Source organism: Streptacidiphilus melanogenes, from assembly GCF_000787835.1.
GTDB lineage: Bacteria > Actinomycetota > Actinomycetes > Streptomycetales > Streptomycetaceae > Streptacidiphilus > Streptacidiphilus melanogenes.
Genome location: NZ_BBPP01000008.1, coordinates 57808 through 82379, shown reverse-complemented (window position 1 = coordinate 82379; position 24572 = coordinate 57808). Strand labels below are relative to the sequence as shown.

Below are 24572 nucleotides of genomic sequence, written 5' to 3'. Positions count from 1 at the left end.
GGCGGCGGACGACCCGGCAGCCGACGAAGCGGCGGTCGACGGCGCGGCTGGCGGCCGCGCGGCGGTTGACGGCACGGTCGGCGGCGGCGCGGCCGGCGGCCGACTCGCCGAACTGAGGCCTGCGGAAGCGCTCGACCTGCTCGGCAGCGTCCGGTTCGGCCGCATCGTCTTCACCCAGCACGCGCTGCCGGCCGTCCGCGTCGTCAACCACACCGTCGTCGACGGCGAGATCGTCATCCGCACCCACGCGGGCGCCGCTCTGGCCCGTTCCCTCCCCGGCGGCGACACCCCCGGCGTCGTCGTCGCCTACGAGGCGGACGAGATCGACGCCGAGACCCACACGGGGTGGACCGTCGTGGCCACCGGCTACGCCCGCGTGCTGGACCGGGCGACCCTGCCCGCCGAGCGCGCCGCCCGTTACCTGGACGCGCGGACGCCGTGGTTCCCGGCGGAGCTGAGCCATCTGGTCGTGATCCGCCCGGAGATCGTCACCGGCCGACTCCTGCTCGACCCGGCCGCCCCCTGACCCACCGCTGAACCCGGGAAACCGGCGGACCCGCCGACGGGGGCACAGCGGCAGGCCGCCGCGTCGGAGGGGATCGCGAGGTCGGAGAGGACCGCCACGCCGGTCCGGTCGGCCGGGTGGCCCGCCGGGACTTCCTCGTACCAGGAGTGGGCGCTGCCTTGGGCGAGCTTCTCGACCAGGCGCATAGCTCGTTCGAGTACGACGAGCGAGGCAACCTCCTCAGCGCCACCGACGCCTCGGGGGCACGGACGGTCCGCAGCTACGACGACCCCGGTGTCTCGTCGCCGCGCTTGCCCGTCCCGGGGGTCCCGGCGGAGGAGGGCCGTGCGGCCCCTCCAGCGCAGGCGCGGCCGCGCGACCGGGGCGGGGTCGCGTGGCCGGGGCCGAACGTCACGGGAGCCGGGACCAGTGGCCCTGTGGCAGGCCCGCCGCCGCGCGTCAGGGTGATGTCCGGGCCGGACGACGCGCGTCCGGCCGACACTGCCTGGAGGCACCTGCCATGACTGCTCGTCCGGTTCTCGCCGCCACCGACGGATCCCCGCAGAGTCTCGCCGCCGTCCGCTGGGCCGCCGACGAAGCCGTCCGGCGCGGGACCGCGCTGCGGCTGGTCCACGTCTGGCCCCGGCCGGTCGGGATCTACCTGGACCAGTTGCAACAGGAGGGCGCGGAGCTGCTCGCGCACGTCGCGGAGGAGGCCGGCGGGCGGCACCCGGAGCTGGACGTCGAGACCGCGCTGCTGGGCGCAGCGCCGCTGGAGGGGCTGCTGGATGCGGCGGCGGACGGCGCACTGCTGGTCCTGGGCTCCCGCGGACTGGGCGGCTTCAAGGGGCTTCTGGTGGGCTCGGTGTCGCTGGCGGTCGCGGGCCGGTCCCCCGTCCCGGTCGTCGTGCTCCGCCCCGAATCGGCGGTCGTCGAGGACCGCCTGCCCGACCGGACGGGAGACGTACTGGTCGGCGTCGGGGCGGGCGCGCACGCGGACGAAGTCCTCGAGTTCACCTTCTCCCGGGCCCGCGAGCGCGGTGCGCGCGTCGTCGCCGTCCACGGCTGGGACGTGCCGACCGTGTGGGCCCCTCCGGGCACGATGGTCACCCCGATCGACCCCGCCGCGCTGGCAAGCGCCGCGCGGGAGACCCTGGACCAGGCGCTCGACCCCTGGCAGGCCAAGTACCCGCAGGTCCCCGTCCTGGCCAGGACCGAGGTCGGCGGCGCCGCCAAGGCTCTTGTCGACGCGTCGGACGGCGTCGACCTGGTGGTGATCGGCCGTCGGATCCGCAAGCACGCCACGGGCGCCCATCTGGGTCCCACTGCGCACGCGGTGCTCCACCACGCCCACGCCCCGGTCGCCGTCGTCCCGCACCACTGAACCGCCCGGACCGTCCGGTCCGGGAGGCCCCGGTCCCCGTGAGGCGGGTGACCGGGGCCCTGGTTCTGCAGCAGTCCTGACAGCCACCCCGTCGCGCCGTCGCGGGATGGCGCTACGGACGCGGACTCGTGGGTTCCGGCGTCGCCACGGCGGAGCCGACGAGCGGGAGGTCGGGCTTGCCCTGGAGTGCTCGGGCCGTGAACGCCGTCCAGGCTTCGGTGGGGAAGTCGCTGCCGACGTTCGTGCCGACCGGGCTCAGGCCGGGGTGGATCGTGTCGGTGGTGAACATGGTGACCGCGGTGGCGAGCCCGCCGGTGTAGCCGACGAACCAGTCCGGGTGGTAGAGGTCGTCGGTGCCGGTCTTCCCCGCCTTGGAGCGCTGCAGGGAGGCGGTTCGCCGGCCTGTGCCGTCCTTCGAGGCGGCGTCCTCCAGCAGGCCGGTGACAAGTCCGGAGACCGCGGGGGTGACGGCCCGGACCGGGGCAGGGGCCGTCAGGCCGCTCAGCGGAAGGCCGTTGTAGGTGATCCGGGTGACGGAGTAGGGGCTGATGTGCAGGCCCTGGTCGGCGAACGTGCCGTACATGGAGGCCAGCCGGATGGGGCTGATGGTGGAGGAGCCCGCGTAGAAGTCGGCGCTGTCCGAGGCGAGGCTGCCGCTGAGCGCGCCGAGCGCCTCGGCGGTGGATTTCACCGCCGGGTAGCCGACGTCCTCGCCGAGCTGGACGTAGGGCGTGATCACGGAGTGCTGCATCGCCGAGCGGAGCGAGAGCTCGCCCCAGGAGACGTAGCGGTCGTTCTGCTCGAGCAGCGGACCGGCGTTCCTGCCAGGCTTGCGGAGGGGGAACCCGTTCGGGCCGTAGATCTCGATGTCGTTGTTGCCGTTGAAGACGCTGTCCGGGCTGACGGCGGAGGGGGCTGTTCCGGGCTTGCGCACCGCACCGTGCGTCAGGGCGGCGGCGAGGACGACGGGCTGGAAGGTCGACCCCGCCTGAAGTCCGGCGCTGTCGGCGATGTCGTTGTAGGCACCCTTGTCCCACCCCGGACCCCCGTAGACGGCGAGAATGCGGCCGGTGGTGGGGTCGATGCTGGCCGCACCGGCCTGGAGCGCGAGGTTCTTCCGGTCCTTCGGGTCGGCGGCGGAGGCCATCTCCTTGGTGACGGCCGCCGCCAGCTGCTCCGTGAGGGTGCGGTCGAAGGTGGTGTAGATGTGGTAGCCGCCGTGGGCGAGCTGCTGGTCGGTGAGGCCCGCGTGCTGCTGGGCGTAGTCGGTGGCGAGCTGGTAGAGGTAGCCGGTTTGCCCGGTCAGGGCCGCCCGGATCCAGGGTCGCGGGGTGGGGAAGGCCGAGTCGGGGTAGCGGGCGCGTTCCGCGGCGGTCATCCAGCCGTCCTTGACCATCCTGTCGAGGACGTAGTGCCAGCGGGCCACGGCCTTGACCCGCGCGCGGGCGTCCGAGTCGACGTTCTGGTAGAGGCTGGGCTCGTTGACCGTGGCGGCGAGGAAGGCGCCCTGGGAGACCGTCAGTTCGCTGGTGCCCACGCCGTAGTACGCCCGGGCGGCCGCGTCCAGGCCATAGGCGTCGCGGCCGAAGTAGCTGGTGTTCAGGTAGCCCGTGAAGATCTGCGGCTTGGTGTAGACGTCTCCGATCTTCACCGCGATCAGCAGCTCCTGCAGCTTGCGGCCGATCGTGGGGCGCTGGCTGAGATAGGAGTTCTTGACGAACTGCTGGGTGATGGTCGATCCGGACTGCAACTGGTGGCCCTGGACCATGTTCACCAGTGAGCGCACGATCCCGGTGGGGTCGACGCCGGAGTCGTGGTAGAAGTCGGCGTTCTCAGCGGCCAGGAAGTCGCGCTGCACCGGCACCGAGACCTGGTCCAGGGTGATGTTGACCCGGTTCACCGAACCGTGGGTGGCCATCACGCTGCCGTCGGACCAGTAGTAGACGTTGCTCTGCTGCAGGGTGCTCGGGTTGGGGGCGGGGATGGCGGTGGTCTCGTAGGCGTACCAGACGAGCCCGGCCAGTGCACCGAGCAGAAACAGGAGGCCGACGAGCAGGCGTTTCAGCCAGCGCCACAGTCGTTTCCCGCGCCGGGCCCGGGGCACGCGGTCCGGCGCGAGGCCCGGCGCGAGGTCCGGCGTAGCGTCCGGCCCGGGGGCGCCACTGCGCGCCGGGTCCTGCAGACCTTCGCCGCCCTTCTTCGGCGCGCCGCGGTGGCGCCGCCCCTTTCGCCGTGGCGGCACGATTCGCTCGGGCAACGGGAACTCCTTCATGTCGAGCCATGGGTTCTGCGCCTCAGGCCTGGTGCGGGTTGCCGGCCGGGGACCGGCAACGCGCCTGAGCCACCGGCCTTCCGCTCCCTGCGCGTTGAGGGCGCGAGGCCTGGGGTGGAAGACCCCGGCGGCGGGGCGGGGGACCGCGCCGCCGGGGAGCTGGGGATGTCAGGGCTTCCAGAAGCCGGGCCTCGGCCCGGCGCGCGGGCGCTCCGGCTCCCTGGTGCCCTGGCCGGCCGTCGCGCTGAGGTGACGTCGGCTCGCTGGGCTCACGAACGATCAGGCTGGTTCGGCCATGTGATCGGGATCAGCCGGGAATATGACCGAATGGCAACAGCCGGGCCTATGCGATCATCGTGTAACAGTGTCGGGGTCGGACGTCGGCCGCCGACGATACTGAGCCCATGTCCCGTGTCCTGCTCGTCGAAGACGACCCCGCCGTCCGTGAAGGCGCCCGACTGGCGCTGCGCCGCCAAGGGCACGAGGTCGCCCCGGCCAGGACCGGTGAGGAGGGGCTGGACCAGCTCCGGTCGTTCCTGCCGGACGTCGTGGTGCTGGACCTGATGCTGCCCGGGATGACCGGGCTGGAGGTGTGCCGCCGCATCCGCGCGGACAGTCAGCTACCGATCATCATCATGACCGCGTTGGGCGACGATGTGGATGTCGTGCTCGGCCTCGAGACCGGCGCGGACGACTACGTGGTCAAACCCGTCCAGGCCCGGGTGCTGGACGCCAGGATCCGCGCCGTCCTGCGCCGCGCCGAGGCGGCGCCGTCCCCCGGCGGCCGTCCCCCGGCGGCCGAGACGCACGGCGAGCTGAGCATCGACCGGGCCGCGCTCACCGTCAGCTGCGGGGGCGCTCCGATCCTGCTGGCTCCGTCGGAGCTGCGGCTGCTGCTGACCCTGTCGGCCGCCCCCGACCGGGTGTTCAGCCGCCAGCAACTGCTGGAGGCCGTCTGGGAGCACAGCTACCACGGCGACGCACGGCTGGTAGACGCCTGCGTCAAACGGCTGCGCACCAAGATGGGCGAGCCACCCCGGAAGCCCCGTTACATCCAGACCGTCCGGGGCTTCGGCTACCGGTTCCACAGCCCCCGGTGACCGAACCCTTGCCCTCCCACACCTCCCCTCGACACACGTCCCCGCCGCGCCGACGGCGGCCCCGTCTCCTGCTGCCGGGCGGCCTGCGCGTCCGGTTGGTGGCGGCGTTCGGGCTGGTCGCCGTCGCCGCCGCGCTCTCCACCGGCGCCCTGACGTTCCGTGAGGCGCGCACCGGCATCCTCCAGCAGAGCCAGGACACCGTCATCCGGCTCCTGCGCGACCGGGTCGACACTCTCGCCCCCGACCTCACCTTCCCGCCCGGCCAAGGGGCCCTGGACGGGTTCGCGACCTCCGTCGCCATGACCGATCCCTCCCAGCAGTGGCGGGTGCTGGTCACCTACCACGGCCTGAGCGCGACCTCGATGCCTCAGGACCCGTTCGCCGAGCTGACGCCCGCCCTGCGCACGGAGGCGACCACCCACACCGCGACCGTCTTCCAGCGCGTGACCGCCGACGGCGGCCGCTCCTGCCTGGTGGTCGGCATGCCGGTCATGTTCGCCTCGTCGGACGACGAGCGGAACGCCACCGGCCTCACGGTCTTCGTGGTGGTGCCGCAGGACAGTGAACTGGCGTACGTCCAAGCCCTGGTCACCGCCGCGGAGCGAGCGACCGTGCCCGCCCTGGTCCTGGCCGTGCTGCTGGCCCTGCTCGCCGCCCGGGGCGTCCTGCGCCCGGTACGGGAACTGCGCCACGCCACCCGGCGTATCGCCGAGGGCCGGCTCGACACCCGCCTCGCCGTCCACGGCTCGGACGAACTCGCCGAGCTGTCCCACAGCTTCAACGAGACCGCCGCTGCACTGGAGGAGTCCATCGCCGAACTGCGCCGCATGGAGGCCAAGGCCCGCCGTTTCGCCGCCGACGTCTCCCACGAACTGCGCACCCCGCTGGCGGCCATGTCCGTCGTCACCGACGTCCTCGACGAGGACGCCGTGGGCCTCGACCCCGACACCGCCATCGCCGTGCGGCTCATCAGCCAGGAGACCGCCAACCTGGCCCGGTTGGTGGAGGACCTCATGGAGGTCTCCCGCTTCGACGCCGGCACCGCGGCCCTGCACCTGGACGAGATCGACCTCGTCGAGTCGGTCCGGCGCACCCTCTCCTCCCGGGCCTGGCCGGACAGCGTGACCACCCGCCTGCCCGACCCCCCGGTGCTCCGGGGCCGGGTCGACCCGCGCCGCCTCGACGTGGTCGTCGCGAACCTGGTCGGGAACGCGCTGCGCCATGGCGCGCCTCCGGTCCGGCTCACGCTCCACGAGCTGCGGCGGGCGCCCGCGCCGGACGGATCAGAGCGGTGGGTGGTGATCGAGGTGCTGGACAGCGGGCCGGGCATCTCGGAGACGGTCCTGCCGCACATCTTCGACCGCTTCTACAAGTCCGACACCGCCCGCACCCGGACCGAGGGCAGCGGCCTGGGCCTGGCCATCACCGCCGAGAACGTGCATCTGCACGGCGGCACGATCCGGGCGGCCAACCACCCGGACGGCGGCGCGCTGCTGACCGTCGAGCTCCCGCTGCCGGAGGCGAAGCCGGGGTCGGCGTCAGATCCGGAGGCGGAACCTGAGTTGGAACCGGAGTCGGAGCCCGAAGAGGAGGCCCGAGCATGAAGCGGGTGATGCTGCTCGCCGCAGTCCTGCTGCTGTCCGGCTGCGGAATCCCCGCGACCGGCGTGATCCAGTCCGGCGAGCCGGCGACCGGTGTCACGCCCGCCGGCCCGGTCCTCTACTTCGTCATCGACGGTCACCTCGTCCCCACCAGCCCTCCTGTCGCCACCCCGACCGATACGGGCGCAACTGTGAAACTCCTCCTGTCCGGCCCCGACCTGCGGGAGAGGCGGCTCGGCATGACGACCGCGCTGTACGACGTACCCGCTCCCGCGATCAGCGTGAACGGCGCCGAGGTGACGCTGCAGCTGTCCGCGGGCACCAGGCCCCTGCCCGCGATCGCGATCCGCCAGCTGATCTGCACGGTCGCCGCGGCACGCCTGACCGCCGACCCGGACACCGCGGCGACCGGCGTGACCGTCGTCGTCGCCGCGCCCGACGGGCAGTTCACCAAGGGCAGCAGCGACAGCTGCGTGATCCTCCGCCCCACCCCCGTCCCCAGCGCAACCGCCGGCCGCTGAAGGGGTGTCGGGCCGCTGATCGAGCGACGGTCCTGCGCGCCCCGGTTAGGCTCCTGACGGAGGTGCGGCCTTGGGAATGCCGCTGCTGTAGAAAGACCTGGAACCCCTGCTCGACGCGGCGAGTGCCTTGCGCCGCGCGCGCGAGCTCCTGCGTGAACTGACCGGATGGACAGCCGGGTCAGAAGCGCCCGAACTCGGGCCCGTCGTGACGGTCGAGCAGTTCCGCCAGGCGCGGAAGTTCTTCGACCGTGGGTCCTTCTGGACGCGGTCGGGCCACCCGTTCCCCGAGGCGGGGCTGGAGGACTTCGGGTCGCAGTTGGCGCGCCTGGGTATACCGCGCGGCGACGACCCCCCTTGGGGGTCGAGGTCGAGCTCACTCCCGAGCTGGAGTCGCTGTGGCCGCTGCCCCCGGAGATCTGCCTGGAGGTGCGGCGGGAGGACCGGCCCCGTTCGGCTTCGCCGACAAGGCCCTGGTCGGTTGGTGGTCCCGGGGTCGGTGACGGTTAGTGTGCGTGGTTGACGAACCAGCTGCGTCTGCGGCACCGATCGGTTGAGAGGCAGAGAACGGATGACCCTGGAGGAAGGCCGACGCGTCCGGTTGACGGAGGACCTCGGGATCGGTGAAGCCTTCGCCGGTGAGCCCGGGGCCGTCGTCGGGTTCCTCTCGTTGGGGGCGGGGATCGAGGGCACCGTCGAGCGGGTGGACGGGGAGCTCCCGGAAGACGAGGAGGTCCGCGAGTACCGGCGGCTCAAGGCGCTGTTCGACGACTACGGGCACACCATGCCGGCCGCGAGCCGCGAGCGGCTGGAGACGGAAATCGCCGCGCTGGAGCCGCAGTGGGCCGCGTACCAGGAACGCGGCCGCCGCGTGACGGTCCGGGTCCGCTTGGACAACGGCTTCGTCCTCGACGGAGCGCACGAGGACGTCCTCACACCCCTGTGAAGGGGAGCCTCGGATGAGTCCGCCGTTCGGCGGTGCCCGAACGGACAGCGCGCGGCGCATGGGCGATGGTGGTCGGGCGAAGGCGTTGTCGTGGCTTGGCCGAGCAGTGGGAGTGTGGGATGCCGAAGTACCTGGTGCAGGGCAGTTACACCGCCGAGGGGGCCAAGGGTCTGCTCGTCGAGGGCGGCAGCGGTCGCAGGGAGGCCGTCCAGCAGGTTGTCGCCTCGTGCGGCGGAACGCTTGAGTCGATGCACTTCGCTTACGGGGACGACGACTTGTACATCGTCGTCGACTTCCCCGACCACCTGTCGATGGCCGCCGTCGCGATGACGGTGCGGGCCAGTGGCGCCGTGCGCTCCAGGGCGATCCCCCTGCTGACGGTCGAGGAAGTCGACGAGGCGGCGAAGCGGGCGGTCGACTTCCGCCCGCCGCGCAGCTGAGCCGCCCGGACCGGCACCGCCTTCATGGCTCGCGCCGGCTACCGCCGACCAGGTACCGGCTTGTCAGCCCCGCTTGGGGCAGTTGGGGGGCCGGTGGTGCTTCGCGGCCGGAGGACAGGGGCGGTGCGGGGTCGAGGTCGAGGCACTGGCATGCGCGATGTTCACGCTCGTATTGACGATCTTGATCGAGATCCCGTGGTGGTCCCTCCGGCTGATGTCGACGCTGGTGCTGCAGTCGGCGACCCGCTTGCAGGTGCCGCCCGGCGCGGTCGGCATGACAGCGTTCGCCAGGCGGCCCCTGGCCTTGTCGTTCACCTTGACCTTGTAGACGACCGTGACCGTGGCTCCGACGGGCAGCGGGCCGTTCCAGGCGAGCGTGTCTCCGAAGACCTTGACGATCCCGGCAGAGGCCCAGACGGAGCTCCGAATGAGCGATGCGTTCCGCAGGACGTCTGACAGGTCGTCCGTGAACGCGGCGGAGTTGTCGAGGTAGGGGTTCGTCCCGGTGTTCCTCACCGTCACGGTGTAGGTGAGGGTGTCGCCGGGGCTGGCCTTGCCGACGGGTGCGACGGTCTTCGTCAGGCCGTAAGAGGTTCCCGGGGGGACGCTGCAGGCCTCGGCGTCCTGCACCGAGCTTGCGCCGTAGAAGCTGTTGCCGGTACTGGCCACGACGGTGAACGGAAGGGGTGCCGTGGAGGCTGCGGTGGGCACCGACGAGAGCCGGTCGATCTGGCCGCCGCCCGCGAAGGTATAGACCATTTGCCCGGACTGCGAGATCCCGTACATGCCGGAGGGCAGCGTGCCGACCTCCGTCACCGAATTGTCCGGGTGGATACGGAAGACCCCCGTGGGACTGCCACTGTTCGCCAGGCCCAGGATGTCGCCGTCGGGCAGGACCGTGAGGTCGCCCGTCGAGGCGAAGCCGGACGGGAACTGAGCGGCGAAGGTGGTGCTCGTGCCGGTGGCCGGGTCGATCGTCCACAGATTCCGGCTACTGGGCGCGGCGGCCAGGAGCTGCCCGTTCGGCAGCGCGGTGAGCGCGTTGAGGGCGACGCTCTGGGCCGGACCGGTCAGGGGCGTGGTCGCTGTCACCGCCCCCGTCGCCGGGTCGATCGTGGACAGGCGCGCCGGTGAGGAGAAGTTCACCGCATAGAGGGTCCGCCCGTCCGCGCTCCAGGCGATGTCCCCGAGGTTCGCCGGCACGGGCACGTTGTGAAGCTGCGCACCAGTGAGGGGGTCGTACTCGATCAGGCGGCCCGGGCTGGTGTTCGCCCAGACCGGCACGGGCAGGCAAGGGGGCGCGTAGCTGCGCCGCCCTTGATCGACGGTGGGGGCCCCGACCGCCGACCCGGCGGCAGCCCCGGTCAGCGCGCACACGATCGCCGTGGCGACAGCGCCACGCGCGAGTTTCTTCCGGTAGGTCATGTCGGTTCCGTTCGCAGAGGCGAGATGCGTGACTCCTGCCTGGTCCGCGCGCATGCGGTCCGGGCATGTCCGACCTAATGACTATGCGAATCATCGGATGACCAATCATGTGCCGTGCAAGTCTGCCTGATTGGTCGCATGCCGTGCTGCCGAGAACACCGTCCATGCAGGCGAGGGCCGTGCGGGGTGGTGCGGCAGGGGGCTCGCCCCTGCGCGGCCACGCCTGGGGCGAGCCCCGGGTCCGCTCGCCATGCCGACGGTGACGGCGACGGAACGCCGGGGCGGCCGTCCGTTTCGGGCACCTGGTTCCTCCAGCCGAGGGCTGCCCCAGGCCCCTGCCTCGGGCCCGTGGATGCCCGTCCCGCTGCGGATGAGGCTTCGGGTCAGGCGCGGGCGTACTGGTCGAGCTTCGGCAGGTCGTGGCCGAGGGCGGTGGCGGCGTGGCGGGCCCAGTAGGGGTTGCGGAGGAGTTCGCGGCCCAGGAGGACGGCGTCGGCCTCGCCGGAGGCGAGGATCTGCTCGGCCTGGCGGGGGTCGGTGATCAGGCCGACCGCCCCGGTGGCGAGGCCCGCCTCGTTGCGGATGCGGGCGGCGAAGGGGACCTGGTAGCCGGGCTCGACCGGGATCCGGGCGTCCGGGACGTTGCCGCCCGTGGAGACGTCGACCAGGTCCACCCCGCGGGCCTGCAGCTCCTTGGCCAGCAACACGGACTCGTCGGCGGTCCAGCCGCCCTCGTCCAGCCAGTCCGTGGCCGAGACGCGGAAGAAGACAGGCAGCTCGTCCGGCCAGACGGCGCGGACCGCCTCCGTCACCTCCAGTGCGAAGCGCATGCGGTTCTGCAGCGGGCCGCCGTAGGCGTCCATGCGGTGGTTCGAGTACGGGGACAGGAACTCGTGCACCAGGTAACCGTGCGCGCCGTGGATCTCGACGACCTGGAAGCCCGCCGCCAGCGCCCGCTCCGCCGCCTCGGCGAAGCGGCGCACGACTTCGCCGATCTGATCGACGCTCAGCTCGGCAGGCGCGGTCATCGCGCCGAACGCCGCGCCGCTCGGCGCGACGCTCTGCCATGCGAGCGGGTGGTCCGCCGGGAGCGAGCCGCCCGGTGTGTCCCACGGGCGCGCCGAGGAGGCCTTGCGGCCCGCGTGCGCGAGCTGGATGCCAGGGACCGTGCCCAGCTCGCGCAGGAAGGAGGTGATCCGCCGGAAGGCAGCGGCCTGGTGGTCGTTCCAGATGCCCAGGTCCCAGGGGCTGATGCGGCCCTCCGGCGTGACCGCCGTCGCCTCGGTCAGGATCAGACCCGTGCCTCCCGCCGCGCGGGAGGCCAGGTGCTGGAAGTGCCACTCCCCCGGCGTGCCGACGCTGTCGTTGTTCGCCGCGTGCCCCTCGGCCGGTGCCGAGTACTGGCACATCGGCGCCATCCACACCCGGTTGGGGGCGGTGACGTCACGCAGGGCGAGGGGCTCGAACAGCAGGCTCATGCGGGGAAAGGGCTCCTGACGAACGGAAGAGGCGGAGGACGGAGGGGACGTCAGATCGTCGCGGTGTCGATCACGAAGCGGTAGCGGACGTCGCTGTTGAGGACGCGCGCGTAGGCCTCGTTGATCTGGTCCGCCCGGATCACCTCGACCTCCGCTCCGATGCCGTGCTCCGCGCAGAAGTCCAACATCTCCTGGGTCTCCGGGATTCCACCGATCATGGAACCGGCCAGGGTCTTGTTGCCGCCGATGAGGGAGAAGACCGCCACCGGGACCGGGACCGGCGGCGCGCCGACCTGGACCAGGGCGCCGTTCGGCTTGAGCAGGGCGAGGTAGGCGTTGAGGTCGATCTCGGCCGAGACCGTGTTGACGATCAGGTCGAAGGAGCCGGCCAGCTTCTCGAAGGTCGTCGGGTCGCCGGTGGCGTAGTAGTGGTCGGCGCCCAGCTTCAGGCCCTCGTCGCGCTTGCGCAGCGACTGGGACAGGACCGTCACCTCGGCGCCCTTGGCGTGGGCGATCTTGACGCCCATGTGCCCGAGACCGCCGAGGCCGACGACGGCGACCTTCTTGCCCGGACCGGCGCCGAAGCGGGCCAGCGGGGAGTAGGTGGTGATGCCGGCGCACAGCAGCGGCGCGGCCGCGTCCAGCGGAATGCCCTCGGGGATCTTGAGCGCGAAGCGCTCGGTGACGACGACCTGCTTGGCGTAGCCGCCATAGGTGGGCTCGCCGTCGCGGCCGGTGTCGTTGTAGGTACCGGTGGCGCCGTCGGGGCCGGAGCAGAACTGCTCGAAGCCCGCCTTGCACTGCTCGCACTCTCCGCAGGAGTCGACCAGGCAGCCGACGCCGACACGGTCGCCCACCTGGTGGCGGGTGACGGCGGAGCCGACCGCGGCGACGGTGCCCGCGATCTCGTGGCCGGGCACCATCGGGAAGATGGCCGGACCCCACTCCTCGTTGACCTGGTGGATGTCCGAGTGACAGATACCTGCGTAGGCGATGTCGATGAGGATGTCGTGCGGGCCGAGCTCGCGGCGCGGCACGGTGGTGCGCTCCAGCGGGGCCTTGGCGGCCGGGGCGGCGAACGCGGGGATCGTGCTCGTAGTCATGGTGGACAGCCTGCCGGGTTCGCCATGGCGCAGCCAGACCCTCCGTGAACGTATGCCTGCGGTTCCTACCACTGGGAGGGTCACCCTGGTAGGCACGATGGCCCGCATACTTGACTGACATGAGCCCCGAAACCGCCCCGACGGACCCCGCCGCCGTGCAGGACACGCCCGCTCCCCTCGACCCGCGCGCCGAACTGAGCGAGTTCCTGCGGACCCGGCGGGCGCGGCTGCAGCCGGAGGACGTGGGGCTGCCGTACTTCGGGGCACGTCGCCGGGTGCCGGGCCTGCGCCGCGAGGAGCTGGCGCAGCTGGCCGGGGTGAGCGTCGCGTACTACACGCGGCTGGAGCAGGGCAACGCGCACAACGTCTCGGCGGCGGTGCTGGAGGCCATCGCGGACGCGCTGCGCCTGAACCGCGCCGAGCGCGAGCACCTTGAGCACCTCGCCAAGCCCGCGCCGCGCCGCGGCCGGACGGCGGTGGTGCGCCCGGAGCGGGTGCGCCCGCAGCTGCAGCACCTGCTGGACGCGATGGACTCCGTCCCCGCTTACGTGCTGGGCCGTCGCTGCGACATTCTCGCCTGGAACCGGATGGCCTGCGCGCTGCTCGGCGATTTCGAGGCGCGGCCGCCGGAGCAGCGGAACATGGCCTGGATCGTCTTCATGGATCCGGCCTCGCACGACCTGTACCTCGACTGGGAGGGCAAGGCGCGCGATGTGGTGGCCGGTCTGCGGATGCACGCCGGCCGCTCCCCCGACGACCCGCGCCTGGCCGCGCTGATCGGCGAGCTGTCGGTCAAGAGCCCCCTGTTCCGGCAGTGGTGGGCTGCGCACGACGTGCGGGGCACGGGCCCGTGCACGAAGGAGCTGCACCACCCGCTCGTCGGCCGCCTCACCCTGGTGAATGAGTCGCTGGTGCTGCCCGCCGACGCCGGTCAGATGCTCGTGACCTACGCCGCCGAGCCGGGCTCCCCCTCGGCTGAGGCCCTGCGCCTGCTGGCCAGCTGGACCGCGACCGGGCCGGAGGCGGCCTCGTCGCCGATCACCGGCACCGCCTGAACCCGAGCCGTCCTCGCGCCGTCCTCGAGTCGCGGCCGACCCCGAGGTTCCGAAGATCCGGAACGGGGTGTTAACTAGGCCGGAAGCGCGGACCAGCCGCCTGTGTCCCGCTCGTGTCCGGCTCCGAGAGGACGGTCCAGGGTATGCACCAGCAGCTGACTCCCCTCCATGCAGTCGCCCTGTACACGCTGCTGGGCGTCGCGGGCCTGTGGACCCTGATGGGCGTGCGCGCCGTCTGGCTGGCCGCGTTCCGCCCGTGGGCGGTCGGCGTCAGCGGTGTCGGCATCGACCCTGACGAGCAGGTCGCGCTGTCCCGCGCGGAGCGCCGCGCGTTCGTCGCGATTGCGAACGAGCTGAACCGCGCCAAGGCGAACGCGTTCCCGGTGTAGCGGTCGCGGGGGCGTTCCCGCAGGTCCGCAGGTGCAGGGCACAGAGAGCGGGGCACGGTCTCCCGCGCCCCGCTCGGCACTCAGGCGCTCTCGACGTCGTGAGCCGCCAGGATGGCCCGCTCCTTCTCCGCGGACAGGAACGGCGTCCAGGCGCTGAACTTGCCGTAGTCCTCGAAGGCCTCCTGCTCGCCACCGGGGCCGAAGAGCCACTCGGCCGTCTCGTGGACGGAGTCCGTGATCGGGCGGCAGCGCAGGCCTGCGGCCAGCGCCTTCTCGCTGGACGCGTCCCAGGTGGCGGCGCAGTCCTCGCGGCCGGCCGGAAGCCACAGCGGGAGTTCCGTCCAGGGCTCCACCTCGTGGTCGACGAAGATCTGGTCGTCGACGTAGGCGAGCTCCGCCTTGCCGCCGGTGGCGGCCACGCAGGCGGTGAGGAAGTCGCCCCAGCTGCCGTTGTCCGGCGCCCCGGGGACCATGTAGTCCTCGACCTCGTCGCGCGGCGCGGCGGAGACCAGGTCGAGACCGAAGGCGGCGAGATCGCGCACGTCGATGAGGCGCAGGGCGCGGTCGGGGGTACCGGGGACGGCCATCCGGCCGCCCTGCGCGGCACGCCGGAGCCAGGCGGTGGTGCGGCGGGCACGGTCGTGCGGGCCGACGATGAGGCCCGGCTGCAGCACGACGACGCGGCCGGGGAAGGCGGCGCGGACGGCCTTCTCACAGCCGTCCTTCAACCAGCCGTAGTCGCCGTCGTCCGGGCCGGCGTCCGCGCGGCCGCCCTGGCGTGGCGACAGCTCGTCGGTCGGTTCGGCGGGGTAGCCGGGGTAGACGTTGATCGTCGAGACGAACAGGTACGCGTCCGCGCTGCGCGCGAGCGCGGCGGCGGACTTGGCGACCTCGGTGGGGACGTAGCCGCAGACGTCCACCACCGCGTCGTAGGGGCCGGCGGCGGCGAGCGAGGCGAGGTCGGCCTCGTCGGTCCGGTCGCCGCGCAGCGAGCGGACGCCCGCCGGGTCGTGCTGGCTCTGCCCCCGGTTGAAGACCGTCACCTCCCAGCCGCGCCGGACGCCCTCCTCGGCGAAGGCCCGCCCCACGAACACCGATCCACCGATCACGAGAAGTTTCATGACGAGAAGTCTGTTCGGCGGACCGGCGTGGCGTAAACCTGCTCTGCGCTGGGCGAAGAATTTGCGCGGTGGGCGAACGACGGGCGCCGAGCGCTCGCAACGGCGGTCGGCGGGCTCAGCCGAACTGGAGGGAGCGCTTGGACAGGCCCATCCAGAAGCCGTCGATCACGCTGCGGCCGGAGCCGAGCTCGTTCTCGGACGCGCCGAGCGTGACGAACAGCGGCGCGAAGTGCTCCGTGCGCGGGTGGGCGAGGTGGCCGGCGGGGGCCTTTCGCTCGAAGTCGAGCAGGGCGTCGACGTCCTGGGCCTCCAGGGCGCGGCGGCCCCAGTCGTCGAACTCCGTCATGATCGAGTGGACGCTGCCGTCCTGGGTGAGGGCGCGCAGGTTGTGGGTGAAGAAGCCGCTGCCCACGATGAGGACGCCCTCGTCGCGCAGGGGCGCGAGCCTGCGTCCGATCCGCATCAGCTCGACCGGGTCCAACGTCGGCATCGACACCTGGAGCACGGGCACGTCGGCGTCGGGGTACATCTCCACGAGCGGCACGTAGGCCCCGTGGTCGAGGCCGCGGTCGGGGATGTCCTGCACCGGGGTGCCGGCGCCGCGCAGCAGCTTGCGGACGGAGTCGGCGAGCTCGGGCGCCCCGGGGGCGGCGTAGGTGACCTCGTAGTAGTGCTGCGGGAAGCCCCAGAAGTCGTAGACCAGCGGCAGGGTGGTCGTGGCCCCGATGGCGAGCGGAGCCTCCTCCCAGTGGGCGGAGATCATCAGCACGGCCTTGGGCTTGGGCAGCTCCGCCGACCAGGCGGCGAGCTGGCCCGTCCACAGGGCGTCGTCGGCGAGCGGCGGCGCGCCGTGGCCCAGGTAGAGGGCGGGCATGCGCCCCGGGGCGGCGGTGGTCATGACTCTCCTCATTCCTGGTTCAAATCTGAACTACATCTCCGAGCCTACTCCTCTCCTCCGGCCGAAATCGCGTTGAAACGCGGGCTGCGGCGCGGGCAGGCTGGCGCGGTGATGTTCGAACTTGCCCCCGGCCGCCTGAGCTGGGACGAGGTGGATCCGACCCGACATCCCTTCGACGGCTCGGCCGCCGAGCACGTGATCCGCTCGCTCGGACCGGCCCGACGGGTGCCCCGCCGACCCGATGTGCGCTTCGCGGACCCGGTGATGGCGGCGTGGACGTCGGACACAGCGAAGCCCTGGGCCGACGCCATGTCGCACGCGCTCGTCGAGCGCTACGGCCGCTGGACCGTCGGCTGGCGCTGGTCGCACGACGAGGGGGACTTCGACGGCGGGCCGATCGGAAACTGGTGCTGCCCCCGGGACTCCGTCACGAACCCCCAGGAGACGCTGCCACGTGTGCTCGCCGCTCTGCTGGAATGGCGCGGCTGGCTGGAAGACCTGGCGGGGTCGTTCGACGCGTACCCGCTCGACCTGGCGTCCGCCGTCGAGAACCGGATCCTCTGGGAGCTGGCAGCTCGCAAGCTCATCCTTCAGGTGGCGGATCGTACGGGCGGCGGCAGCGGCTGGCACCGGCACTGCCGACAGGTGCTGGGCTGGTTCCTGAACCGATGGGGCGTCGCTTCCGACGTCGCGGAGGGGCTGGTCGCCGAGGCGGTCGGCGGCCGGTTCCGGAGCTGGAGCGGCCCTGATGCCGTCACCGTCGAGGAGGTCGCGGAGCGTCTGGCCAGGACCCTGCCGGCGCCGGACGAGGCGCCGGTGACGGCGATGTCCCGGGCGACAGCCGGTGCGGCGCCGCTCGACCCGCCGGACCATCTCCGGCGCTGGCTCGCGGTGCGCGAGGAGGTCGCCTGGCACGATGCGCCGGACTCGGGCACCACCCCGGGCGAGCCGCTCATCCCCGCGCGCGACGGCGCTGCCGAGGACATCCGCGCGTTCGACGGAGCGCTCGACCCCGTCCGGGCACAAGGTCTGCTCACCGCCTTGGAGTCGGTGCGGGCAGACGCGGCTCGCGGCGCCACGCTCGACTTCGAGACGCTGCGCCGCTGGCAGCGGCACGTGCTCGGCACGCCGGCAACCGAACCGCCGCCGTTCCGCGCCCTTCCTGCATTCGCCAAGGGTGGGCGGGAACGCTACGGCATCGACGCCGACACCCACGCGCGTCTCGACGCCTGCCTGGCCGAGAGCGCACCTGATGCGGCGGGCCTGAAGCAGCCGCTCCCGCTGACCGCCCGAGCGGCGCGCGCCTGCCTCGATGTCTGCTTCTTCCACCCGTTCGACGACGGCAATGCCCGCGCCGCCTTCCTCACCGTCGTCTTCGTCCTCGCCCGCGAGGGCGTGACGCTCGACTCCGTCACTCTGCTGCGGCGCGTCAGCTTCCGCGCCGACTCCCCGCAGGACGCGCTCTCGCTCGCGCGCTACGTCGGCCTGCACCTCGCGGAGACCCGACGCAGCATCGGCCGTGGGGAATCGGGCTCGAACCGGCTATGACCTGGAGTGGTGGCCCCGGCCGCTACAGCCGGACGGTCATCTCCACCGCCACGACGTCGCCCGTGGCCAGGCCCTCCGGGCGGCGGACCGCGGCCTTGAGCGGAAGGAGGTAGCCGCCGTCCTTGGGGAAGAGGGAGGTGGTGAAGGCCGTGTCGCCGATGCGGGCCGATACGGGGATGACGCCCCAGCCGTAACTGGCCCGGGCAGCCACCTCGTGGATGTCGGCCGCCTGCTCCTGCGGGACGGGGACGTAGTAGTAAGGAGCCGGGCCGCGCCATTCGATCACGCAGCCGGAGAAGACGAGATCCATCGACCGGTCCGTTCCGCGAGAGGGGCTGAGGCTCACTCAGCGTACCGGCGCGGCGCGGCGGTTCCAGGGGGTGGGGCCCGCACACTGGTGGCCATGACCGCGACCTTGAGGCTGCAGCGCATCTTCCCCTACGCGGTGTGGGACCGCGGCCCGTGGAAGGTCGTGCTCGACGCCGAGGAGGTCGCGACGATCCAGGTCGGGGGGCGGCTGGAGCTGGAGCTGAAACCCGGACACCACACTCTGCTGCTGCGCGGCGCGGGACGGCGCAAGAGCCCGGGGCGCGGGTTCATGGTCGCGGACGGCGAGCTGGTCGGCTTCGTCTGCCACCCGCAGCCCGTCTGGGGCCTGTGGGCGTACTTCGTGCCCACGCAGTGGATCGTCCTCCAGGAGCGGCGGCTGGGCGACTGAGCGCCCGGACGGGCACAGGGTGTGCGGCGATGGCGCACGTCACGAGGCGCTCGGTCGGCCGGCGGCGACCCGGTCGAGCAGGTCCGCGTTGGTCGGGGACTGCTTCAGCTGGGTGAGCAGCAACTCGGTGGCCTGCTGCGTGTCGAGGGCGTTCAGCACCCGCCGCAGCGTCCACGTGGCGGAGGTGCGCTCGGGGCCGAGCAGCAGTTCCTCGCGGCGGGTGCCCGACGCCTTGACGTCGACGGCGGGGAAGACGCGCTTGTCGGCGAGCTTGCGGTCGAGACGCAGCTCCATGTTGCCGGTGCTCTTGAACTCCTCGAAGATCAGGTCGTCCATCCGGGAGCCGGTGTCGACGAGCGCCGTGGCGACGATGGTGAGCGAGCCGCCGTCCTCGATGTTGCGGGCGGCGCCGAAGAACTTCTTCGGCAGGTGGAGGGCGGTGGCGTCGACGCCGCCCGTGAGGGTGCGTCCCGTCGCGGGCGCGGCGGTGTTGTACGCGCGGGCGAGGCGGGTGATCGAGTCGAGCAGCACGACGACGTCCTGCCCGAGCTCGACGAGCCGCTTGGCGCGCTCGATGGCCAGCTCGGCCAGGGCGATGTGCTCGCGGGCGGGCCGGTCGAACGTGGAGGCGAGGACCTCGCCCCTGACCGAGCGCTGCATGTCGGTGACCTCCTCCGGGCGCTCGTCGACGAGCACGACCATGAGGTGGGCCTCGGGGTGGTTGCGGGCGAGCGCGGCGGCGATGGTCTGCACGACCACCGTCTTGCCGGTCTTCGGCGGCGCGACGATCAGGCCGCGCTGGCCCTTGCCGACGGGGGCGACCAGATCGATGACGCGGGTGGCGAGCACGCCGGGCTCGGTCTCCAGCCGGAACTGCTCGTCGGGGTGAAGCGGCGTCAGCTCACCGAACACGGGCCGCTTGCGGGCCCGCTCGGGGGCGAGACCGTTGACGGCGTCGACACGGGTGAGGGAGGGGCGGCGATCGCCCCTGCCCCTGCTGCCGCCGGCGCCGCCGATGGCTCGGGTGACCCCGGTGATCGTGTCGCCGGGGCGCAGCCCGAGGTCGCGGATCTGAGCCGTCGACACGTGCAGGTCGGCGGGGCCGGGCTGGTAGCCCGAGGTGCGGAGGAAGGCGTGGCCGTCGCGGAGGTCGAGGACCCCGGTGACCTGGATGAGGTCGAGGTCCACGTCGAGGACGGGTGCGGCGACGCTGCCGGGTGTCGTGACGTTGGTGGTGGGTTCGAGTGTGGTGGTCATGGTGGGATCCACTTCTTGAGGTGGTGTGAGAGGTCCGGGCGTGGACGCCAGGGACCTGCGCATCGCGGTGGGTCGTCACGCGATGCACGACGTGGTGTCATACGTGGTGCGGTGCTCAGGTGCTCAATTGATTGCTTGCTCTGCTTGCTCTACCGCGGTCAGAATCGCGGGAGCGGGAGCCTGGCGGAGGAGATCCACTCCGCTGCGTTCCATAGTAACAGGTACGGACTGGCTTCTTGTCAAGTCACCCGAATCAGCGACCCTGTCAGCCCTGCAAGGCGAAGGTCACATCCACGACGCCGTCGACGCCGCCCACCGCGAGCGCGACCGCCGGGATCCGGGAGGAGTCCCCGAGCACACCGCCGATGGTGACGACGCCGTCCGCGAGGGCGACGGTGAGGTCGGCCGCCGCCTCGGCGCCGATCGTGCGGGACAGCGCCGCGCGGATCTCGTGTTCCAGCGCGGCGTCGTCGGTGAGGAAGACCCGCAGCACATCCGCGCGGCTGACGATGCCGAGGAGCGTGCGTGCGTCGTCGACGACGGGCAGGCGCTTCACGCCGCGCTGCACCATGATCCGCGCCGCACCGGCGACGGTCTGGTCGGGGCCGACGGTGACGGCGGGAGCGGTCATGAGGTCGTCGGCGACGAGGGCGGTGAGCCGCGCGGCCTGGTCGGGGTCGAGCAGGGCGCTGCGCATGCCCAGCTTCTGGCGGCGGCCGGCCTGCTTGAGCAGCAGGTCCGCCTCGGAGACGACGCCGAGGACGTGCCGGGCTCCGTCGATCACCGGGAGGGCGCTGATCCGGTGCTCGTCCATCAGGCGGGCCAGCTCCTTGAACGGCGTCCGGCCCGTCGCGGTCACCACGTCCGCGGTCATCACGTCCCGGACGGTCCGGCTCTCTGCCTGGGTCATCGGGGTCCCTCGCCTCGTCGCGGCCGCGTGCGCCTCCAGCCTCACCGATGCGCGACGGCGTCGCCACTCCAGTCGCCGTTCAAGTCGCTGCACAGGTCGCCGCTGCTGCGCCGCGCCGCGCCCACCCACCGCGGGCGCTGTCACGCACGCCAGCGCAGGACCTCCAGGGCGGCTGCCACCTCGACGACGTTCTCGGCGAGCGGGCGCGGCAGCAGCCGGTCGGCGCGCGCCAGGCGGCGGAGCAGGGTGTTGCGGTGGACGTAGAGGAGGGCGGCCGCGTGCGAGGCGTTGCACTGGGCGGCGATGAAGACGCGGACGGCGTCGGTGACCTCCGCCTCGGCCGTCTCCAGCGCGCCGAGGACGCGCCGCACGAAGTGTGCGGCGTTCTTCGGGTCGGCGGTCAGCAGGGCGACCAGCTCGACCTCCTCGTGGGTGGCCACCCGGTGCGGTGAGGCGAGCCGCGCGAGCATCCGCTGGACGGCGAGCGCGTCGAGGTGGCCGCGCCGGAACCCGTCGAGGCCCTCCGCCGTCGAGCCGACGGCGATCCGCACCTCCGGGAGGGCGGCGGCGCGGGTGCGCAGCAGCTCCGGGTCGGGGCGGCCGTGCACCCACACCCAGCGGGTCGCCGCCCCGGCGGGGACGGTGAGCGGACGGCGGTCGCCGCAGGCGGCGGCGACCAGCTCGGCGGCCCGGTCCAGGGCGGCGAGGTCGACCTCGGGGCCGTCGGTCCAGACGACGGCCGCGGTGTGCTCGCCCGCGAGCGGGTAGCCGAGGCGCTGCTCGGCGCGGCCGACCGGGATCGGGGCGCCGTCGAGGAGCAGGCTGACCGTCTCCAGGCGCTCCGCGTGGCTGCCGGTGGTGAGTTCCTCGCGTTCGCGGGCGATCTGCTCGGCGATGGCGGCGATGGTGTCGTCGACGAACGCCGCGATGGAGCGGGAGGAGACGTCGAGCAGTTCGCGCAGCTCGGCGGGGTCGGTGGTGAGACCGCAGCAGATCTCCGTCCAGCGGCGTACCGCCACCGCCTGCCCGGAGCGGTAGGCGTCCAGGGCGGTCTCGTTGAGGCCGCGTCGGACCAGGTCGCGGGCGATGTCCAGCTGCGGCGGGCCGACGTTGGCGGGCACCCGGTGGCCCGGGGCCTGGACGTTGGCGGCGGCCCAGAACAGCAGGTTCGAGCGGTTGGCCCGGCGGGTGGCGGCGGCCATCACGGGGTCGTCGGCGAGCTGCCGGTTGTGGGGACCGGAGAGCGTGGCCGCGTCGAGCTCCCGCAGCCAGTCCTCGGGCGGCCGGACGGCCAGCTCCGCGCCCTGGCGGATCAGCTCGCGTACCCTCTCCGAGGGCGGTTCCCACAGCATGCGCCCACCCTACGGCGGGGCTGGTGCACTGTGCTGCACATCGGAGCGCTTCAGGTGCAACCTGCCCATAGCCGGGGCCGCGCGCATCGCCGACGATGATCGCCATCGGAAGTTCCGCACCACGCCGACGGGAGCCCGCGCCATGGCCGCGACAGACGAGACCACGACAGAGGAAACCCCGGACCAGCGGGCCACGTCGTTCGACATGCTGATCATCGGCGCGGGGATCTCCGGCATCGGCGCGGGCTACTACCTCCAGCGCGAACACCCGGGACGCCGCTACGCCATCCTGGAGGCCCGCGACGCGTCCGGCGGCACCTGGGACCTGTTCCGCTACCCCGGCATCCGCTCCGACTCGGACCTGCACACCTTCGGCTACGCGTTCAAGCCGTGGCGGGACAAGGACGCGATCGCGGGCGCCGACAAGATCCTCGCCTACCTGCGCGAGACCGCCGCCGAGCACGGCATCGACCGCAGGATCCGCTACGGCACCCGTGTCCTCGGCGCCTCCTGGAGCTCGGCCGACGCGCGCTGGACGGTGGAGACCGAACGCCAGGACACCGGCGAGCGGGCCACGCTGACCTGCAACTGGCTCTTCGCCGCCGCCGGTTACTACCGCTACGACGAGGGCTACACCCCGCACTTCCCCGGACGCGAGCGCTTCTCGGGCACGATCGTGCACCCGCAGCACTGGCCCGAGGACCTCGACACCTCCGGCAAGCGGGTCCTCGTCATCGGCAGCGGCGCCACCGCCGTCACCCTGGTCCCGGCGCTGGCCCCCGACGCCGCGCACGTGACCATGCTGCAGCGCACGCCGACGTACATCATGCCGGTGCCCGCCCAGGACAAGGTGGCCAACCTGCTGCGCCGGCTCCTGGACGAGGGCCGCGCCTACGCGCTGACGCGGCGCAAGAACATCGCCCGCCAGCAGGTGATCTGGCGCCTGTTCCAGAAGTACCCGAAGGCGGCGCGCCGACTGATCCGGCGCGTCAACGCCAAGCAGCTGCCCGAGGGCTATCCCGTCGACGAGCACTTCAACCCGCCCTACGACCCCTGGGACCAGCGGCTGTGCGCCGTCCCGGACGGGGACCTGTTCCGCGCGATCCGGCAGGGCCGGGCGTCGGTGGTCACCGACCGGATCGCGACGTTCACCGAGGGCGGTGTGCTCCTCGAGTCGGGCCGGGAGCTGGAGGCCGACGTCGTGGTCACCGCGACCGGCCTGAACGTGCAGGCCATGGGCGGCATCTCACTGACCGTCGACGACCGGCCGGTGAGCCTCGCGGACACCGTCGCCTACAAGGGCATGATGCTCTCCGGCGTGCCCAACTTCTCCTACTCGATCGGCTACACCAACTCCTCCTGGACGCTCAAGGTCGGCCTGCTCTGCGAGCACCTGTGCCGACTGCTCGCCCACATGGACTCCCTCGGCTACGACACGGCCGTGCCGGTCCTCGCCGACCCGGCCATGCCCACCCGACCGCTGCTCGACTTCGGCGCGGGCTACATCCAGCGCGCCATCGACAAGCTGCCCCGCCAGGGCGACCGCACCCCCTGGCTGACCTCGATGAACTACGCCGGGGACGTGCAGCTGCTGCGGCACCTGCCGGTCACCGACCCGGAGCTGCGGTTCAGCGTGAGCCCGGGAGGTCCCGTCGCCGGTCCCCGCGCCTCCCAGGAGGTCTCCGCCTGATGGAGCGCTTCGACTTCACCCGGGGCACCGCCGTGGTCACCGGCGCGGCCGGGGGCATCGGCGAGCAGCTGGCCCACGCGCTCGCCCGGCGCGGCAGCGCGCTCGCGCTGGTGGACCGCGACGCCGAGGGGCTGCGACGGGTGGCCAAGGCGGTCGGCGAGATCTCCGCCCGCCCCGTCGCGACCTACGTCGTCGACCTCTCCGACGACGCGGCCACGCACGCTCTCGGCGACACGCTCGCGACCGCGCACCCGGACGCCGCGCTGCTGGTCAACAACGCGGGCGTGGCGCTCGGCGGGACCTTCGAGCAGGTCAGCGAGGAGGAGTTCGACTGGCTGATGGCCGTCAACTACCGGGCCGTGGTGACGCTGACGCGGGCGCTGCTGCCGGTGCTGCGGGCCAACCCGGGCTCGCACCTGGTCAATCTCTCCAGCCTGTTCGGCCTGATCGCGCCGCCGGGCCAGGTCGCCTACGCCACCAGCAAGTTCGCCGTGCGCGGGTTCACCGAGGCGCTGCGAGCGGAGCTCGCGGGCCAGGTCGGGGTGACGGTGGTGCACCCCGGCGGCATCCGCACCCGGATCGCCGAGAGCAGCCGCTTCGCGGCGAGCGTGCCGACCGCCGAGCAGGCCGCGGCGCGTTCGGGCTTCAACCGGCTGCTCACCTATCCCCCGGAGCGGGCCGCCGAGGAGATCGTCGCCGCCGTGGAGCGGCGCCGGCCCCGCCTGCTGATCGCACTGAGCGCCCGGGTCCCCGATCTGGTCGCCCGCCTGTTCCCCGCCCGCTACTCCACGCTGCTGGGCCTTGTCCTGAAGGCCGCCGGTCGGCCAAAGTGAACCCGGTTTCAACTCCCCGGAGGTAGTTT

The 24572-nt window shown here is 72.5% G+C and carries 22 protein-coding genes and 1 pseudogene; 13 read left to right on the top strand and 10 right to left on the bottom strand.

The genetic code is table 11. The annotated features are described in order from the left end of the window. Positions 1 to 112: 112 nt before the first annotated feature. Together TR49_RS11335 and TR49_RS11325 are read left to right on the top strand one after the other, a co-directional pair. A complete protein-coding gene (locus TR49_RS11335; RefSeq protein WP_042380779.1) occupies positions 113 to 526 on the top strand; it encodes a pyridoxamine 5'-phosphate oxidase family protein in 414 nt (137 codons plus the stop codon). Positions 527 to 1025: 499 nt separating this feature from the next. After that, positions 1026 to 1889, top strand: coding sequence for a universal stress protein (locus TR49_RS11325; protein ID WP_042380403.1), 864 nt, complete (start codon positions 1026 to 1028; stop codon positions 1887 to 1889). A gap of 112 nt (positions 1890 to 2001) precedes the next feature. Here TR49_RS11325 and TR49_RS11320 read toward each other — a convergent pair whose 3' ends face one another. Further along, positions 2002 to 4146 (bottom strand): transglycosylase domain-containing protein, encoded by a 2145-nt coding sequence (locus tag TR49_RS11320; protein ID WP_160311573.1) that lies wholly within the window; start codon positions 4144 to 4146, stop codon positions 2002 to 2004. Positions 4147 to 4565: 419 nt separating this feature from the next. Between TR49_RS11320 and TR49_RS11315 the strand changes: the two genes are divergently transcribed. From TR49_RS11315 to TR49_RS11295, 5 genes are all read left to right on the top strand, one after another. After that, positions 4566 to 5261 (top strand): response regulator, encoded by a 696-nt coding sequence (locus TR49_RS11315; protein ID WP_042380400.1) that lies wholly within the window; start codon positions 4566 to 4568, stop codon positions 5259 to 5261. A 98-nt stretch (positions 5262 to 5359) separates the two neighbouring features. Beyond that, positions 5360 to 6865: a sensor histidine kinase gene (locus TR49_RS11310; RefSeq protein WP_439654097.1), complete on the top strand. Its 1506-nt coding sequence runs from the start codon at positions 5360 to 5362 to the stop codon at positions 6863 to 6865. After that, positions 6862 to 7383, top strand: a complete 522-nt coding sequence (locus tag TR49_RS11305; RefSeq protein ID WP_052434201.1) for a hypothetical protein — start codon at positions 6862 to 6864, stop codon at positions 7381 to 7383. Before TR49_RS11310 ends, TR49_RS11305 begins: the two co-directional genes overlap by 4 nt. Before the next feature lie 568 nt (positions 7384 to 7951). After that, positions 7952 to 8326, top strand: a complete 375-nt coding sequence (locus TR49_RS11300; RefSeq protein ID WP_042380397.1) for a hypothetical protein — start codon at positions 7952 to 7954, stop codon at positions 8324 to 8326. Between the two features lie 119 nt (positions 8327 to 8445). Continuing rightward, positions 8446 to 8766 (top strand): GYD domain-containing protein, encoded by a 321-nt coding sequence (locus tag TR49_RS11295; protein ID WP_042380394.1) that lies wholly within the window; start codon positions 8446 to 8448, stop codon positions 8764 to 8766. Between the two features lie 63 nt (positions 8767 to 8829). Here the strand turns inward: TR49_RS11295 and TR49_RS11290 are convergent, their stop codons facing one another. The 3 genes from TR49_RS11290 to TR49_RS11280 all read right to left on the bottom strand — a co-directional run bounded on the left by TR49_RS11290 (position 8830) and on the right by TR49_RS11280 (position 12772). Continuing rightward, positions 8830 to 10191 (bottom strand): SMP-30/gluconolactonase/LRE family protein, encoded by a 1362-nt coding sequence (locus tag TR49_RS11290; protein WP_042380390.1) that lies wholly within the window; start codon positions 10189 to 10191, stop codon positions 8830 to 8832. Between the two features lie 383 nt (positions 10192 to 10574). Then, positions 10575 to 11669, bottom strand: a complete 1095-nt coding sequence (locus TR49_RS11285; protein ID WP_042380388.1) for an NADH:flavin oxidoreductase/NADH oxidase — start codon at positions 11667 to 11669, stop codon at positions 10575 to 10577. A 50-nt stretch (positions 11670 to 11719) separates the two neighbouring features. Further along, entirely contained in the window at positions 11720 to 12772 is a 1053-nt protein-coding gene (locus TR49_RS11280; protein ID WP_042380386.1) for an NAD(P)-dependent alcohol dehydrogenase, read from the bottom strand. A gap of 119 nt (positions 12773 to 12891) precedes the next feature. Here TR49_RS11280 and TR49_RS11275 point away from each other — a divergent pair, with 119 nt between their 5' ends. Together TR49_RS11275 and TR49_RS11270 are read left to right on the top strand one after the other, a co-directional pair. Continuing rightward, positions 12892 to 13827 carry a helix-turn-helix transcriptional regulator gene (locus TR49_RS11275; protein ID WP_042380382.1) on the top strand — a complete coding sequence of 312 codons (936 nt, stop codon included), beginning with the start codon at positions 12892 to 12894 and terminating at the stop codon, positions 13825 to 13827. A 143-nt stretch (positions 13828 to 13970) separates the two neighbouring features. Beyond that, positions 13971 to 14216 (top strand): hypothetical protein, encoded by a 246-nt coding sequence (locus TR49_RS11270; RefSeq protein ID WP_042380379.1) that lies wholly within the window; start codon positions 13971 to 13973, stop codon positions 14214 to 14216. A gap of 80 nt (positions 14217 to 14296) precedes the next feature. On the opposite strand, the gene TR49_RS11265 is transcribed toward TR49_RS11270, so the two are convergent. Further along, complete coding sequence (locus TR49_RS11265; RefSeq protein WP_042380377.1) at positions 14297 to 15337, bottom strand: NAD-dependent epimerase/dehydratase family protein; 1041 nt, start codon at positions 15335 to 15337, stop codon at positions 14297 to 14299. Between the two features lie 115 nt (positions 15338 to 15452). Continuing rightward, the gene (locus tag TR49_RS11260; RefSeq protein ID WP_042380374.1) at positions 15453 to 16235 is read right to left on the bottom strand and encodes a dioxygenase family protein; all 783 of its coding nucleotides are present in this window, start codon (positions 16233 to 16235) and stop codon (positions 15453 to 15455) included. 111 nt (positions 16236 to 16346) lie between these two features. On the opposite strand from TR49_RS11260, the gene TR49_RS11255 reads away from it, so the two are divergent. Further along, positions 16347 to 17783, top strand: coding sequence for a Fic family protein (locus TR49_RS11255; protein WP_042380372.1), 1437 nt, complete (start codon positions 16347 to 16349; stop codon positions 17781 to 17783). Positions 17784 to 17805: 22 nt separating this feature from the next. On the opposite strand, the gene TR49_RS11250 is transcribed toward TR49_RS11255, so the two are convergent. Beyond that, entirely contained in the window at positions 17806 to 18093 is a 288-nt protein-coding gene (locus tag TR49_RS11250) for a DUF1905 domain-containing protein (RefSeq protein WP_042380369.1), read from the bottom strand. 93 nt (positions 18094 to 18186) lie between these two features. On the opposite strand from TR49_RS11250, the gene TR49_RS11245 reads away from it, so the two are divergent. Further along, on the top strand, positions 18187 to 18501 hold the full coding sequence (locus TR49_RS11245) for a hypothetical protein (protein ID WP_042380367.1): 315 nt from the start codon (positions 18187 to 18189) through the stop codon (positions 18499 to 18501). A 39-nt stretch (positions 18502 to 18540) separates the two neighbouring features. On the opposite strand, the pseudogene rho reads toward TR49_RS11245, so the two are convergent. From rho to TR49_RS11230, 3 genes and pseudogenes are all read right to left on the bottom strand, one after another. After that, positions 18541 to 19710 (bottom strand): annotated as a pseudogene (gene rho, locus TR49_RS11240) (transcription termination factor Rho); the annotation flags it as partial. Between the two features lie 313 nt (positions 19711 to 20023). Next, a complete protein-coding gene (locus tag TR49_RS11235; protein WP_042380365.1) occupies positions 20024 to 20668 on the bottom strand; it encodes a CBS domain-containing protein in 645 nt (214 codons plus the stop codon). Positions 20669 to 20808: 140 nt separating this feature from the next. Then, on the bottom strand, positions 20809 to 22020 hold the full coding sequence (locus tag TR49_RS11230; RefSeq protein ID WP_042380363.1) for a PucR family transcriptional regulator: 1212 nt from the start codon (positions 22018 to 22020) through the stop codon (positions 20809 to 20811). A gap of 142 nt (positions 22021 to 22162) precedes the next feature. Here TR49_RS11230 and TR49_RS11225 point away from each other — a divergent pair, with 142 nt between their 5' ends. Both TR49_RS11225 and TR49_RS11220 read left to right on the top strand, forming a co-directional pair. Beyond that, positions 22163 to 23710, top strand: a complete 1548-nt coding sequence (locus tag TR49_RS11225) for a flavin-containing monooxygenase (protein ID WP_042380361.1) — start codon at positions 22163 to 22165, stop codon at positions 23708 to 23710. Beyond that, positions 23710 to 24543 carry an SDR family NAD(P)-dependent oxidoreductase gene (locus TR49_RS11220; protein ID WP_042380359.1) on the top strand — a complete coding sequence of 278 codons (834 nt, stop codon included), beginning with the start codon at positions 23710 to 23712 and terminating at the stop codon, positions 24541 to 24543. The genes TR49_RS11225 and TR49_RS11220 overlap by 1 nt, the downstream gene beginning before the upstream one ends. The last annotated feature ends 29 nt before the right edge of the window (positions 24544 to 24572 follow it).

Coding starts and splice junctions, on each gene's coding strand:
- TR49_RS11300 (WP_042380397.1), top strand. CDS start 7,952: ATGACCCTGGAGGAAGGCCGACGCGTCCGGTTGACGGAGGACCTCGGG.
- TR49_RS11255 (WP_042380372.1), top strand. CDS start 16,347: ATGTTCGAACTTGCCCCCGGCCGCCTGAGCTGGGACGAGGTGGATCCG.
- TR49_RS11305 (WP_052434201.1), top strand. CDS start 6,862: ATGAAGCGGGTGATGCTGCTCGCCGCAGTCCTGCTGCTGTCCGGCTGC.
- TR49_RS11290 (WP_042380390.1), bottom strand. CDS start 10,191: ATGACCTACCGGAAGAAACTCGCGCGTGGCGCTGTCGCCACGGCGATC.
- TR49_RS11245 (WP_042380367.1), top strand. CDS start 18,187: ATGACCGCGACCTTGAGGCTGCAGCGCATCTTCCCCTACGCGGTGTGG.
- TR49_RS11220 (WP_042380359.1), top strand. CDS start 23,710: ATGGAGCGCTTCGACTTCACCCGGGGCACCGCCGTGGTCACCGGCGCG.
- TR49_RS11280 (WP_042380386.1), bottom strand. CDS start 12,772: ATGACTACGAGCACGATCCCCGCGTTCGCCGCCCCGGCCGCCAAGGCC.
- TR49_RS11235 (WP_042380365.1), bottom strand. CDS start 20,668: ATGACCCAGGCAGAGAGCCGGACCGTCCGGGACGTGATGACCGCGGAC.
- TR49_RS11230 (WP_042380363.1), bottom strand. CDS start 22,020: ATGCTGTGGGAACCGCCCTCGGAGAGGGTACGCGAGCTGATCCGCCAG.
- TR49_RS11285 (WP_042380388.1), bottom strand. CDS start 11,669: ATGAGCCTGCTGTTCGAGCCCCTCGCCCTGCGTGACGTCACCGCCCCC.
- TR49_RS11225 (WP_042380361.1), top strand. CDS start 22,163: ATGGCCGCGACAGACGAGACCACGACAGAGGAAACCCCGGACCAGCGG.
- TR49_RS11270 (WP_042380379.1), top strand. CDS start 13,971: ATGCACCAGCAGCTGACTCCCCTCCATGCAGTCGCCCTGTACACGCTG.
- TR49_RS11325 (WP_042380403.1), top strand. CDS start 1,026: ATGACTGCTCGTCCGGTTCTCGCCGCCACCGACGGATCCCCGCAGAGT.
- TR49_RS11260 (WP_042380374.1), bottom strand. CDS start 16,235: ATGACCACCGCCGCCCCGGGGCGCATGCCCGCCCTCTACCTGGGCCAC.
- TR49_RS11275 (WP_042380382.1), top strand. CDS start 12,892: ATGAGCCCCGAAACCGCCCCGACGGACCCCGCCGCCGTGCAGGACACG.
- TR49_RS11265 (WP_042380377.1), bottom strand. CDS start 15,337: ATGAAACTTCTCGTGATCGGTGGATCGGTGTTCGTGGGGCGGGCCTTC.
- TR49_RS11315 (WP_042380400.1), top strand. CDS start 4,566: ATGTCCCGTGTCCTGCTCGTCGAAGACGACCCCGCCGTCCGTGAAGGC.
- TR49_RS11250 (WP_042380369.1), bottom strand. CDS start 18,093: ATGGATCTCGTCTTCTCCGGCTGCGTGATCGAATGGCGCGGCCCGGCT.
- TR49_RS11295 (WP_042380394.1), top strand. CDS start 8,446: ATGCCGAAGTACCTGGTGCAGGGCAGTTACACCGCCGAGGGGGCCAAG.